This window comes from Streptomyces sp. NBC_01320 (assembly GCF_035974375.1).
In the GTDB taxonomy this organism is placed as follows: Bacteria; Actinomycetota; Actinomycetes; order Streptomycetales; family Streptomycetaceae; genus Streptomyces; species Streptomyces yanii.
Genome location: NZ_CP108390.1, coordinates 10,931,845 through 10,944,441, shown reverse-complemented (window position 1 = coordinate 10,944,441; position 12,597 = coordinate 10,931,845). Strand labels below are relative to the sequence as shown.

The 12,597-nt window shown below is 65.9% G+C and carries 11 protein-coding genes and 2 pseudogenes; 6 read left to right on the top strand and 7 right to left on the bottom strand.

What is annotated here, in order from left to right; translation table 11 throughout:
- Positions 1 to 49: 49 nt before the first annotated feature.
- On the bottom strand, positions 50 to 448 hold the full coding sequence (locus tag OG395_RS50090) for a hypothetical protein (RefSeq protein ID WP_327248843.1): 399 nt from the start codon (positions 446 to 448) through the stop codon (positions 50 to 52).
- Positions 449 to 605: 157 nt separating this feature from the next.
- Positions 606 to 779 (bottom strand): hypothetical protein, encoded by a 174-nt coding sequence (locus OG395_RS58770; RefSeq protein ID WP_442818703.1) that lies wholly within the window; start codon positions 777 to 779, stop codon positions 606 to 608.
- A 293-nt stretch (positions 780 to 1,072) separates the two neighbouring features.
- Here OG395_RS58770 and uvrA point away from each other — a divergent pair.
- Positions 1,073 to 3,675 (top strand): annotated as a pseudogene (uvrA, locus tag OG395_RS50080) (excinuclease ABC subunit UvrA); the annotation flags it as partial.
- Positions 3,676 to 3,720: 45 nt separating this feature from the next.
- Here uvrA and OG395_RS58765 read toward each other — a convergent pair.
- The 3 genes and pseudogenes from OG395_RS58765 to OG395_RS50070 all read right to left on the bottom strand — a co-directional run bounded on the left by OG395_RS58765 (position 3,721) and on the right by OG395_RS50070 (position 6,821).
- The gene (locus OG395_RS58765) at positions 3,721 to 4,065 is read right to left on the bottom strand and encodes a group II intron maturase-specific domain-containing protein (protein ID WP_442818808.1); all 345 of its coding nucleotides are present in this window, start codon (positions 4,063 to 4,065) and stop codon (positions 3,721 to 3,723) included.
- Between the two features lie 198 nt (positions 4,066 to 4,263).
- Positions 4,264 to 4,763: pseudogene (locus OG395_RS58760) on the bottom strand (reverse transcriptase domain-containing protein); the annotation flags it as partial.
- An 843-nt stretch (positions 4,764 to 5,606) separates the two neighbouring features.
- Positions 5,607 to 6,821, bottom strand: coding sequence for an RNA-guided endonuclease InsQ/TnpB family protein (locus OG395_RS50070; RefSeq protein WP_327248841.1), 1,215 nt, complete (start codon positions 6,819 to 6,821; stop codon positions 5,607 to 5,609).
- Between the two features lie 158 nt (positions 6,822 to 6,979).
- Here OG395_RS50070 and OG395_RS50065 point away from each other — a divergent pair, with 158 nt between their 5' ends.
- The 3 genes from OG395_RS50065 to OG395_RS50055 all read left to right on the top strand — a co-directional run bounded on the left by OG395_RS50065 (position 6,980) and on the right by OG395_RS50055 (position 8,293).
- Positions 6,980 to 7,249, top strand: coding sequence for a hypothetical protein (locus tag OG395_RS50065; RefSeq protein ID WP_442818702.1), 270 nt, complete (start codon positions 6,980 to 6,982; stop codon positions 7,247 to 7,249).
- Complete coding sequence (locus OG395_RS50060) at positions 7,249 to 7,506, top strand: sigma-70 factor domain-containing protein (protein ID WP_327248840.1); 258 nt, start codon at positions 7,249 to 7,251, stop codon at positions 7,504 to 7,506. The genes OG395_RS50065 and OG395_RS50060 overlap by 1 nt, the downstream gene beginning before the upstream one ends.
- A gap of 118 nt (positions 7,507 to 7,624) precedes the next feature.
- Complete coding sequence (locus OG395_RS50055) at positions 7,625 to 8,293, top strand: hypothetical protein (RefSeq protein WP_327248839.1); 669 nt, start codon at positions 7,625 to 7,627, stop codon at positions 8,291 to 8,293.
- A 9-nt stretch (positions 8,294 to 8,302) separates the two neighbouring features.
- Here the strand turns inward: OG395_RS50055 and OG395_RS50050 are convergent, their stop codons facing one another.
- Both OG395_RS50050 and OG395_RS50045 read right to left on the bottom strand, forming a co-directional pair.
- A complete protein-coding gene (locus tag OG395_RS50050) occupies positions 8,303 to 9,751 on the bottom strand; it encodes an NF041680 family putative transposase (RefSeq protein ID WP_327248838.1) in 1,449 nt (482 codons plus the stop codon).
- A 178-nt stretch (positions 9,752 to 9,929) separates the two neighbouring features.
- Positions 9,930 to 10,580, bottom strand: a complete 651-nt coding sequence (locus OG395_RS50045; protein WP_327248837.1) for a hypothetical protein — start codon at positions 10,578 to 10,580, stop codon at positions 9,930 to 9,932.
- A gap of 392 nt (positions 10,581 to 10,972) precedes the next feature.
- Here OG395_RS50045 and OG395_RS50040 point away from each other — a divergent pair, with 392 nt between their 5' ends.
- On the top strand, positions 10,973 to 11,407 hold the full coding sequence (locus tag OG395_RS50040; protein WP_327248836.1) for a VOC family protein: 435 nt from the start codon (positions 10,973 to 10,975) through the stop codon (positions 11,405 to 11,407).
- 253 nt (positions 11,408 to 11,660) lie between these two features.
- Complete coding sequence (locus OG395_RS50035) at positions 11,661 to 12,137, top strand: ASCH domain-containing protein (protein ID WP_327248835.1); 477 nt, start codon at positions 11,661 to 11,663, stop codon at positions 12,135 to 12,137.
- Positions 12,138 to 12,597 lie beyond the last annotated feature (460 nt).

Sequence of the window (12,597 nt, the reverse complement as noted above, 5' to 3'; positions counted from 1 at the left end):
GCCGGCGCTCCTGAAGCTCGCGTGCTCGCTGATCTGTTGGCGCCGCCTTTCACAGCTGGCCTGAGGAGCCTCCGTCTTCCCGCAGTAGCCATTCCTTGACCGTCGGAACGCGGTCCAGGAGTCGGCTCACCTGCATGCCTTCTTCGCGCGAGGTCACCCTCGGCAGCGGGGTGAAGTCGTCGGGAAGCATGTCCAGCAGGCTCATCACGCGCTCTCCGGCATGCAGCGTGAGCAGCAGCTCGCACCGCAGCTGACGCGGAACGTCCGGGCGATAGTTCCACAGGGCCGGCCACAGGTAGTGGACTCCATCGGGCGCCGCGTGCTCCAGCACCCACGCCGGATCCAACCGCTGGTTGAGATTGAGCTCGCACGCCCGCTCCTCCAGCCTGAGCAGCGAGGCCGTGTCGATGACCTTCACCTCACGAGGCAGTAGCAGATCCGAGCGCATCGTCCCATGCTGACCGACAGCACTCCACGACGAGGAGCCGACCCCATCGACAGCCATCCCGGTAGGAGTTCCAAAGACCGACACCGGCCCTCGGTGTCGCGCCCGGAAAGCTCCCGCAGATCCGGTGAACTTCTCCGGGCAGCCGTGCCACACAGGCTCACGCGCGCTGGTTCAGGGCTCTTGCCAACTCGCGGTTGGCGGCGCGGGCGGCCTCAGTTCCAATGACGTCGCCCGTGTGCACGGGGCGCCCGGTGCCGTTGAGGACGTGGAGGTCGGGCGTTGCGACGGCGGCACCGGCCAGGCCGGCCTTGCAACGTTTGAACTGGGTCACCCAGAAGATCCGACGGACCGTCACAAAACGCCGAGGCCAATCACCCACCGGCAACTCGGGACAGCACTTCAGACATTTTCATTGCCCACACACCCAAAAAGAAGTCAAGGCAAGCCCGCATGCCCTTTCACACCCCTTCCCGGCAGAATTTTTTTCCTGTCCTCACACGGCTGGATTTCCTGTCAAGGGCGATCTTCACCACAACCAAACGAGACCGAACAACGGCCGTGACCAGTGATGTTGCGGTGTTACGGTTGGCGTCGGCCAGCTCTCAAACACCTGAGGTTCAAGAAGTGAGAAATCGGCTCATCGTCAAGGGCGCCCGTCAGCACAATCTCCGTGACGTGTCCGTCGAACTTCCCCGGGATACACTGATCGTATTCACTGGCGTATCCGGATCCGGAAAGTCAAGTCTGGCGTTCGACACCATATTCTCCGAGGGACAGCGGCGTTACGTCGAATCCCTTTCGGCATATGCGCGGCAGTTTCTCGGGCAGCTCGACAAGCCCGACGTCGACGCCGTCGAGGGGCTGTCGCCGGCGATCGCGATCGACCAGAAGACGTCGAGTCGCAACCCGCGCTCCACGGTCGGCACCATCACCGAGGTCTACGACCACCTGCGGCTGCTGTACGCGCGGATCGGTCACCCGCACTGCCCCGAGTGCGGCAAGCCGGTCAGCCGGCAGACCCCACAGCACATCGTCGACCTGCTGCTGGACGAGGACGAGGGGACCCGCTTCCAGGTACTGGCTCCGATCGTCCGCGACCGCAAGGGCGAACATGCCGAGGTATTGCGGCAGTTGTCCGCCGACGGGTTCAGCCGGGCCCGGGTGGATGGAACGGTACTCGCGCTGGCCGCGCCGCTCGCGCTCGACAAGCGCAAGAAGCACTCCGTCGACGTGGTCGTGGACCGGCTCGCCGTCAAACCAGGTGTCCGGCAGCGGCTGACGGAGTCCGTGGAGACCGCGTTGGGGCGCGGCGGCGGTGTCCTCCAGGTCGAGTTCGTGGATCGTGAACCAGGTGCGACAGGCCGCGAACTGGTGTTCTCAGAGACGATGTCCTGCCCACGCTCCCACGACATCGGCCTGAAGTCGTTGGAGCCCCGACTGTTCTCCTTCAACGCGCCCTGGGGCGCCTGCCCCACATGCTCGGGCCTCGGCTCCCGCATGGAAATCGACCCCGCTCTCGTCGTGCCGGACGACACCAAGTCTCTGGCGGAGGGCGCCATCGCCCCGTGGACCAACACCAGTGGCGCCGACTACTTCACCCGCCTGCTCGAAGCCCTGGCCGCCGACGCCGGCTTCAGCACCACCACCCCGTGGCGCGAACTCCCGCTGCAATACGGGACATGGTGATGCACGGGGCGGATCGCCGGTTGCACCTGGCGTACCGGAACCGGTTCGGCCGCGATCGCTCGCACCTGGCCCGCTACGAGGGAGTCCTTCCGCACATTGAGCGCCGCTACACCGAGGACCTCGAGGGCGGGACTGCTCAGAACCGGTTCACCGGGTACATGCGCGAGGTGCCGTGCGCAGCCTGCAAGGGCGCCAGGCTCGCCCCGCATGTCCTGGCGGTCACCGTCGGCGGCCGCAGCATCGCGGAGGCGGCCGCGCTGCCGCTCGGTGAACTCGCCGAGTTTGTAAAGTCATTGGAACTGACGGGCAGTGAGAGACGAATCGCCGAGGCCGTGCTCTCGGAGATCGGCGAACGGCTGCGGTTCCTGCTCGACGTCGGCCTGGACTACCTCTCGCTCGACCGGCCCGCCGCCTCCCTCTCCGGCGGGGAGGCGCAACGAATCCGGCTGGCAACCCAGCTCGGAACGGGGCTGACCGGCGTGCTGTACGTACTGGACGAGCCGTCCATCGGGCTGCACCAGCACGACAACCAGCGGCTCATCGAGACCTTGAAGCGGCTGCGCGACCGCGGCAACACGGTGATCGTGGTCGAGCACGACGAGGAGACCCTTCGGGTCGCCGACTGGGTAGTGGACATCGGCCCCGGCGCCGGCACGCACGGCGGCCGGATCGTCTTCTCGGGCACCACGCAGGAGCTGGCCGAACACCCTGAATCCGTCACCGGCGCGTACCTCTCCGGACGCCGTACGATCCCCCTGCCCGCGCAGCGCAGGAAGCCGGCTCAGGGCCGTACCCTCACCGTGCACGCGGCGTCAGAGCACAACCTGCGCGACGTGACGGTGTCCTTCCCGCTCGGCCTGTTCACCGCGGTCACCGGAGTCTCCGGCTCCGGCAAGTCGACCCTGGTCAACGACATCCTGCACACCGCCCTGGCCCAGCACATCCACCGCGCGCACAAAGTGCCGGGAAGGCACCGCACCATCACCGGCGTCGAGCACATCGACAAGGTGGTCCAGGTCGACCAGTCCCCGATCGGCCGCAGCCCCCGCTCCAACCCGGCGACGTACACGGGCGTCTTCGACCATCTGCGCAAGCTGTTCGCCCAGACGCCGGAGGCGAAGGTCCGCGGCTACCAGCCCGGCCGGTTCTCCTTCAACGTCAAGGGTAGCCGCTGCGAACACTGTTACGGCGACGGCACCATCACGGTGGAGATGAACTTCCTGCCTGACGTGTACGTCCCCTGCGAGGTCTGCAAGGGCGCCCGGTACAACCGCGAGACCCTCGACGTGCACTACAAGGGCAGGTCCATCGCCGACGTCCTCGCCATGACCGTGGCCGAAGGGTTGGACTTCTTCGACGGCCACCAGATCATCTCCCGTCACCTACGAACTCTGGACGACGTCGGGCTCGGCTATGTGAAGCTCGGCCAGCCCGCCACCACCCTGTCCGGCGGTGAGGCTCAGCGGGTCAAGCTCGCCGCCGAGCTCCAGCGTCGTACCCGATCGGGTAGGCGGGCCGGTTTGCCCGGCCCGCCCCCCACACCACCGGACATGCGGGCCCGCATCCGGCGGTTCGTCCAGCTGATCTCAGGCGAGCTTCAGGCGGGACCACGAGCCCTTGAACGACTTGTAGCCCTGCGCATCCCAATAGGCTTTATTCATAGCGATTTCCAGTGGTTTCAGGTGGGAGGCCCGCCAGTATCGCTTGCGTTGCACTGCAACGCCTTGCTCCTGGTCTCCAAATTCGTAACCGAGCTTCTGGAGCATGGAGTTCTTGCGCTGACTGGTCTTCCACTGCACCCACTGGGCCTGCCGTAGCCTGCGGCGGGTCCAGTGATCAATCTCCTCGAAAACCCGAAGGCTGTCGGAGAGACTGAAGTAGGCCACCCAGCCGACCGAGAAACGGTTGAGTTTGTCCATCCTGTGGGCCATCGATACGCCCCACGTCCGGGAGGTGACTCGCCGAACGGTGGACTTTAGCCGTCTCACGGCCTTCCGGTCCACCCGGATCTTCACCTGCCCTTTGGCGAGGTAGTACCCGAATCCCAGGAGTGACGTCCACCAGATGGGGCACGCCTTCGACTTCTCACGATTCACCCTCAGTTTCAAGGTCTTCTCAATGAAGGCCGTGACCGAGGCGAGGGTCCGCTGCGCCGCTCGCTCGGACCGGACGAAAATCATCACATCGTCCGCGTACCTCACGAACCGGTGTCCGCGTTTGAAGAGTTCGCGGTCAAGGTCGTCCAGCATGATGTTCGACAGCAACGGGGACAAAGGGAACCCTGCGGGGTCCCTTCCTCGTTCCTCACCATCACGCCGTCGCTCATAATCCCGGCTTCCAGGTACCGCCGAATCAACTTCAGGACCTTTCTGTCCCTCACCCGGCGAGCCACCCGCGCCATAAGCGCATCGTGATTCACTCGGTCGAAGAACTTGTCGAGGTCCAGGTCCACGGCCCAACGGTTTCTGTCCTGGACGGCCCGGCGACCAACCCTTACGGCTTGGTGGGCCGAACGCCCTGGTCGGAACCCGAACGACGCCCCAGAGAAGTGGGGATCGAAGACGGGCACGGGGGCCTGCGCAATTGCCTGCTGGATCAAGCGATCCAGCACCCGTGGGACACCTAGCATCCGCTCCCCACCATTCGGCTTAGGGATGGTCACCCGACGGACAGGAGCGGGCTTATATGTCCCCGCATCGAGCTCAGCCCATACCTTGGGCCAGTTCTGGGCGATCCATGGCCGGAGTTCATCCGTCGTCATCCCATCAACGCCGGGGGCACCCCGGTTTGCTTCGACGCGCCTGAGCGCCGCGAGAAGGTTCTCCTTCGAGAACACCGTCTCCCAGAGGGAGACCTCGCGGTGATTGTTGTCCGCGTGTAGCGCCGGCTGGTCACTGCGCCCCTTGGGCTGGGCGGTCGTATGCACCGACCCCGTCACCCCAGGGTCTGCCGGGGAAGATTTACGGCGGTCATCGTGACCTGCGCGAGCAGACACCCTTCTTCCAATCCGCTAAACGTTCGGCCCTTCCCGAGTCCTTGTCGGCCTACTGCCTTCCCGTCTCGGTACTATGACCTCTGCTGACTTCTGTCCGGCAAACCAGTGCCATTGCTGGCATCGGTCGTCACAATCGCGGCCGACACACCGTTACAGGTGACACCCGGGCAGACCTCCCCGAATAAGAACAGCAACTTTCCCCGGATCGCCGCCGCATATACTCTGCGTCTTTCTTGGTGAGAACGGGCTTCGATGCAGTCAGCCACCTTGCCCAAGACGCCTAGCCTCAAATGCGGTTCTTGTACATCGGTACCCGGTTTTGCCTCCGGCTTCCTTCGGACCCCACCTCGCGATGACGCCCTTGCCGTTCGGCTAGCGAGTTAGTCTCACCTCTTCTCGTCGGGACTTTCACCCTTTAGCTGCTGCCCATGTCGGGCGTACTGACTCCTCCCCGCCCTGAAGGGACGGGGCTTCTCGCTATGCCTGGTTGGCGTTGCGACGGACCAGCCCGGCCCGGAGAATATTGAGTGCTCCCACTGTGTCGGCGTGCGCGGTGTGGCCGCAGGCGACGCAGTGGAACGTCTCCTGTGTGGGCCGGTTCTCCTTCGCGGTGTGCCCGCATTCGGGACACCGCCGGGAGGTGTTGCGGGGATCCACGGCCATCACTTCCCGCCCGGCACTCTCAGCCTTTGCGTTCAAGATCGCGAGGAACACCCCCCAACCGGCATCGTTGATCGAACGGTTCAGCCCGGCCTTGGCCGTGGCCCCGTTGGGCAGGAACGCGCCCGCCCGCTCGGGGTCGGGCTTGGGTGCGGGGGCCTTGCTCATGTTGCGGATCTTGAGGTCTTCGTGCGCGATGCCATCGTGCGCGCGGACCAGGTCGAGGGCGGTCTTGTGCGCGTGGTCGAGCCGTTGACGCCGCACCTTGCCATGCAGGGCAGCGACCTTCTCCACCGCACGTTGGTGGTTGGCCGTGCGGTTCTTCGCCTTGCAGCGTGGGAACCGGGACAGGGCCAGTTGCGCGGCCTGGAGCCCTGCGGCGGCCCGGCGGCCATGGCGCGGGCTGGGCACGAACCGGCCGCCCGAGTCGGCGAGGAAGTTGGCGATGCCGAGGTCGATGCCGACCATGCTGCCCGTTGCCTCGAGCGGCTCGGGCCGGTCGTGTTCGGCGGTCAGCACGACGAACCACTTGCGGCCCTCACGCTTGACCGACACGGTCTTGACCTTGCCGGCCACGGGCCGGTGCTGGTTGACCTTGACATGCCCGACGCCCTGGAAGCGGACGCGGGTCACCCGGTCGTGCGGGGTGGAGTCCCACCGGACCCCGTCCCCGTCCTTCGGGAACTCCACCGTGTCGAACCAGTTCACCCCACGAAAACGCGGATATCCCGGCGTCCGGCCGGCTCTGATCCGGCGGAAGAACGCGGCGAAGGCCTTGTCCAGACGGCGCAGCGTGGCCTGCTGCGAGGAGAACGACCAACGCCCCTGACGCTCCGGATCGAACGCCCGGATCTCCTTGAGCTGGGCCGACTGCATCCCGTAGCGGATGCTCGTCTTCGAGGGGTGGCGGTAGGCATCGCGGCGTTCCTGCAACGCCCCGTTGTACAGCGAGCAGTAATCGCGCAGCATCTCACCGAGCGCGACCGCCTGCCGGGCGGTGGGCCGCATCAGGAACTTGTACGCACGAATCATCCGGCCCGCCCTCCTTCGATCAGTGCGGTCAACATAGCTGGCGCCACTGACAACGCAGAGAACTCCGGCACTCCGCGCCTCCGCGTTCGGGATCGCATTCCCGCCCGGCCCGAAGGCCGGGATTCCCTGCGAAGATCAGGGATGGACGCACCCTCTACGTGCTGAACGAGCCCACCACCGGTCTCCACGTCGCCGATGTCGAGCGGCTGCTGACGGCGCTCCAACGCCTGGTCGACGGCGGCAACACGGTGGTGGTCATCGAGCACAACCTCGATGTGATCAAGAGTGCCGACTGGCTGATCGACATGGGGCCGGAGGGCGGTCACGGCGGCGGACAGGTCATCGCCGAAGGAACTCCGGAACACATCACAGGCGAACTCCGTTCGCACACCGGGCGATTCCTGCGCCCCCTGTTGGAGCCGCGGTGATGACCACGGACGTGCAGGCCCCGGAGGAACTCCTGCTCGCGGTGCACGACGAGAGCGACGCACCGGCCCCCCGGCTCTCCTCCGACGCCGGCACAGTCGATCAGGTGAAGGACTACCTGCGGCTCATCGCCCGGGTCCGGCTGCTGACCGCTGAGCAGGAGGTGGAACTGGGCAGGCGCATCGAGGTCGGTCTGTATGCCGAGCACCTCCTCGCCGAGGAACCCGGCCCGGCCGCTCGGGCAGTGCCCGGGGGTTGATACTGGCCGGCTCTCGTATTCAACTGTCGAGTGTTGGCCTGCCCGGCCCTCGATTGCTACTGATCGTGACGCCTGCCGGCGGGCTACGGATGTCAGAGGCATCCGGTTGGATGAGCACGTGACTGTCTATGACGTAGCCCGCCGGCTCCCCACCATCGCCGACCTGCGAGATCTGTGCCGCTCGCTTGCGATGCTCGATGCGATCCTGAGCCCGGACTGGGAAAACCGGTACTACTCGTTCAATGCCACTTGGGCTGAAGGCGAGGAGATGGCTTCGATGCGCAACGGGTCGGGAGACGAGTACTCCCTCGTGTTCTCGGCGGCTGGGGTCTATGTCCGCGGCTTTGGTCACGAAGCACCTATGAGCCCATATGGACACGATGGCGAGCCCTGGCCGGGAGTGATCGACGATGTTCCCGAGGTCTTCAAGCCCTTCATCGAGGAGCCGGCCTTCACCGACGAGGACAGCGTGCCCGTCGTGACCGCCTGCTTGTGGCGGGAGGCGACGGACGATCAGTGGCACCACGGCACGATCGATTTCCCCTCGGACCGTGCCGACCCTGACGGGGCCACGGGGCTGTTCGCGCTTCTGGTCGACCGCTCTCCCGAAGCGTTCCAGCGCTTCGCGGAGGACTATTACGAGGTCCCTGTGGACTTGAGAACGGTGAGTGACGTGTATGCCTTGCGGCCGCTGGACCAGGAACTCGTGTCGTCGTTGAACGAAGAGGTCACCCTGGCGGACCTGGCCCAAGACATCTCCGAAATCGGTTATCCGCAGGCCCACTGAGCTTGAGATTTAAGCCTTCTCCTTGCGTCCCTTGGTCTTCTTGGTGTTCGTTTTGACGGTCTTGGTGACGACAGGGTGTCGTTGAGCTGGGGTGTTCTTGCCGCCGCGGGGGCGGCCGGGGCCAGGAGTGCTGGTTTTCGGCAGACGGCTCGGGGTGCCCAGCCGGTCGCGCAGATGTCGATATCCGCGACGTACTCGGTGCGGGCTCAGTCCACGCCCCGTTCGGGGTGGTTTCTCCCAGGGGCGGCGCAGATCGGCGACGAGGTGGCGGGCGAGGCGGAGTTGGACGTAGGCGACGGCGACGATCCAGGTCCAGCGCAGGGCCTGCGCGGGCGTGCGCAGGCGGGCGGCGGTCCAGCCGAGTTCCGACTTCAGCAGTCGGAAGGTGTGTTCCATGTCGAATCGCCGCAGGTAGGCCCGCCACAGCACATCGATGTCCGGTGGGGTCCCGGTGGGGTCGGCGTGCCAGAGCCACATCGTGCGGTGCGGGCTGCGGCCGTCGGGCAGTCGCTCGACCCGTACCTCGATCACAGTCCCCTCGACGACAGGCAGGCGGGTGTTGAGCTGCGGGTACTGGTCGGCGAAGTAGCCGTTTCGCTGGACTTTCTGGTGCATGCGGTGCCAGGCGCGGACCTCGACGCGGCCGTAGCGCCGGGTGTCGGGGACGACGAGCATCTGGTCGGGACGGCGGAGGTTGACCGATGCGGACAGCTCGAAGCGGTGGCCGTGCACGCCGTTGCGGCCGGGCCCGGGCTTGCGCGGTCCCGGACGACCGTCGTAGTAGACGCGGTCGCCGGCGATGCGGACCAGCAGTTGCACCGGTACGTCGGCCAGGGCGTGGGTGAGGCCGGAGGCGCTGTAGCCCTGATCGAGGATGAACAGCGGCGCCGGGAGGCCGTCGGATCGGAGTCTGCCCAGGTGGTCGAGGTGGTGGGTGACGCGGCGGATCTGCTCGGCGCTCGCTGCCACGGAGCAAAACGTGGCCGGGACCCGGGCCACATCGACAGGGAGCGTCCATGAGGACGAGCCCCATTCCAGGCCGGTGATCCACTGAAACTGCCAGCCCGGGACGGTCTTGCGGTCGCCATCGCAGCGGCAGGGCGCGTAGTGGTGTCCCCGGCCCGGTGAGCACTCCGCACTCGGCCGGGGATATGTCGAGGCATCGACACCGAACATCAATGGCCCGTCAGGCAGTTGGCCCGCCAATAGAGAGCGCAGTCGCTCTTCGTCGATCGCTCCGTGGGCCAGAGCGTCATACAGAGCACCGTGCCCGCGTCGGAAGTTCGACTGCAGCGACAGCTCGACAAGTGAGGTGACCGGGCCCTCAGCACAGAGCACCGCGTCGGTGAGATCGAACAGCGTGTCGGCCCGGCTGGGCAGGCACTCGTAGAAGTCGGCGCGGAATCGCGACAACACGGACAAGGACTCGACGCGGGCAGCGTCATCAACAACACTCATTGCAGCGGCCGTTCTTGTGACACCTTCGAGCTCGACACTCCGAAGGATCACGGACGGCCGCGCTTGCTGTCAGGAGAACGGTGAACCCCGTCAAGAGACGATCTTGTCGTGCTTAAATCTCAAGCTGAGAGCCAATCTGTCTGCCCACCAGCACCTTTTTGCTGGTGGGCCTTCGTATTCAACGGTCGCCGGTTCCCCGAGGGACCCAGCCCCCTGGCGATGTTGCATGATCCCCCAGGGCGTATCGGCTCCATGTCCCGCCGGCCTCGTTGCGGAGCCGTGTGGTGGTCTTGGCCTGAGGGCCGAGAGCGTCCGCGACGACGGGCGCGGGCAGTTCGAGGAGTTGCTGCCGGATGGCGGCGCCGCGGCCCGCTGCGGACGGGACCCCGACTTCGTTGAGGAGCACGCACAGGTGGTCGGGACGGGCTGGCTGTCCTGCCCGGCGGCCGGGGAAGACCCAGCGGGATGCGGGGTTGGTGGCGGCGGTCATGTTGTCGCGGTTCGCGATGTGCTCCAGCAGCAGGGCGGCGACCGGTGCGGGAACAGGTGAGGCTGGTTCCCCGAGCCGTAGCAGCACGGTGTCGCCGCCGCGGATCACGTCGTCGACGGTGAGCCGGACGATGCAGCTCACGGGCTGTGCGTAGAGGAGCACGATGACTCCCGCGACACGGAGCCGCATCGGCATCTCTGTGTCGGTCAGCAGTCGGCCAAGGGCGTCGAGGCGTTCGTCTTCGCTGAGCGCGGTCCGCCGGGAGACCTTCATCGCGGGGATGGAGAGGGAGCGTCGGCAGTGGCGGCTCTGCATGGCCCAGTTGAGGAAGGCTCGCATGCAGGTGCGGCCGTGTTCGGTGTTCTCGGCGTACCAGGCATCAACGTCGGTCTGGCTGCAGGACGCGAGGGTGCTGTTCCGTTCACCGAGCCATTACAGGAAAGCAGTCGCGTACTTGATCTGCTCGGCGGCGAACTGTCGGACGCTGGGTGTGATGTGGCTCCGCTCGGCGCGGGCCCGTAGCCGAGGGAGGACGCGCCAAGTCGCGAAGAGCCTGATCGTCTTGACGTGCTCAGGGTCGGCGATGCCGGCCAGATGCCTGGCACACTGTCAGGACCGTCATCCCACGGCTCAAGGTCCCACTCATCGCCAAGAGTCGGCCGCATGCGCCACAACCTGGCCAGGGGCGGGCCCGTGGAGACGACGAAAGACCCCGCCTCTACGATGGACCGATGGCATCGATCAAGCAGATTCAAGTCACCTTCGACTGCGCAGAACCTGAGCGCGTCGCGCGCTTCTGGTGCGAGGTGCTGGGGTACGTCGTACCGCCGCCACCGGAGGGTTTTGCTACGTGGGACGATTTCGATCGCGCACTGCCGCCTGAGCGTCAGGGTTCAGCGTTCGCATGCATGGATCCCTCAGGTGTGGGCCCGCGACTGTTCTTCCAGCGCGTTCCCGAAGGCAAGGTCGTCAAGAATCGGCTGCATCTTGACGTGCGGGTCGGCACCGGGCTCGTGGGTGAAGAGCGCCTGGCGGCACTTGAGGCCGAATGCGCACGACTGGTCGCGCTCGGCGCGGTACGCGTGCGACTACTGCTTGCCGATGACCACAACGAGTCGTGCCTCGTGATGCAGGACATCGAGGGCAACGAGTTCTGTCTCGACTGAGTGGCCGCGAACGTGGCACCTTCGCGAGTCGACTGGTGCAGTTCGCCATCACCGCCAGGCCCAGGGCCTCGTCGTAGGCCCCCGAGACCTCGGTTACCTTGGCTTGTTCGGCGACGATGGCTGCCACGGCCTGCGAATGCACGCTCTGCGGGACCAAGCGGTGTTGTGAAGGTGCTTGCCGTGGGTGCGCGGTGCCGGGAGCGAGCGGGGCGGTGGCCTTGATCACCGCGACCGGGCTTCGTACCCTCGCTCGATGGGACATGACGACCTTCCGACTCTTGAACTCGCCTTTCCCGGTCCGGAACGTGACCGTGGTGTGGCGGCGATCCTGAGCGGTGAGAAGACCGCGCTCACGGGCCTCCTGGAGATCTTCGAGCACGCCGGCGAGGCGGTACCGCAGACCGGTCAACGCTTCTCGGTGCTTGATTCCGAGGGCCGTCCGGCCGTCACGATCGAACTCGTCGACGTACGGGTCGTTCCCATGAAGGAGATCGACGACGACTTCGCGCGAGCTGAGGGGCGCGGCTACTCCGACGTGGCACAGTGGCGGGCCGCCCACGAGGAGTTCTTCCGGAGCGACGGCGTGAGCGGGTTCCTGGGTCGCACCCCAGTCGTTGACGATGACACTCTCGTCGTTGCCGAAGGCTTCCGAGTGGTCGAGCCCGGACAACAACGGTTCAAGCCGGTCCCACTGACCGTTCGTCACATCACCACGCCCCCGGGCGAGTGATCATTTCAGGACCTTGATCCACTTTCACGGCAGACCCTAACCTCGATCTTTCGCGATGGTCCGGGCAACTCCGGGAGGTCGGGGTCGTGAGGGGCCATGTGGCCGAGGACCGCCGCGCTCCTGGCGAGCGAACTCGCGTACGGCGAGGAGTTCTCACCGCGCGGCCCAGAACTGGGACTGTAAGTAGCTGCTGTAGTTCCGATGTTGAGCGAGGTCTGTCGAACGGGAGTCTCGATTGGGTGGTCGCGGGGCGCTGGGCGCATGCGAGCAGGGCCTCCTGAACAGCTCGTTGGTGTCGAATCACCGAGCAACAGGGGGCCCTGGTGCAGCAGTCTTCCGTGTCGATGGCCGGGCAGTCCAGTTCCGTCGCCCTGAAGTGTGACTGTCTGGCTCACCGGTTCGGAAACGCCGCTGACAACGGGTTTCGGCAGTCGCGCTACCCGACGGACATGACGGACGC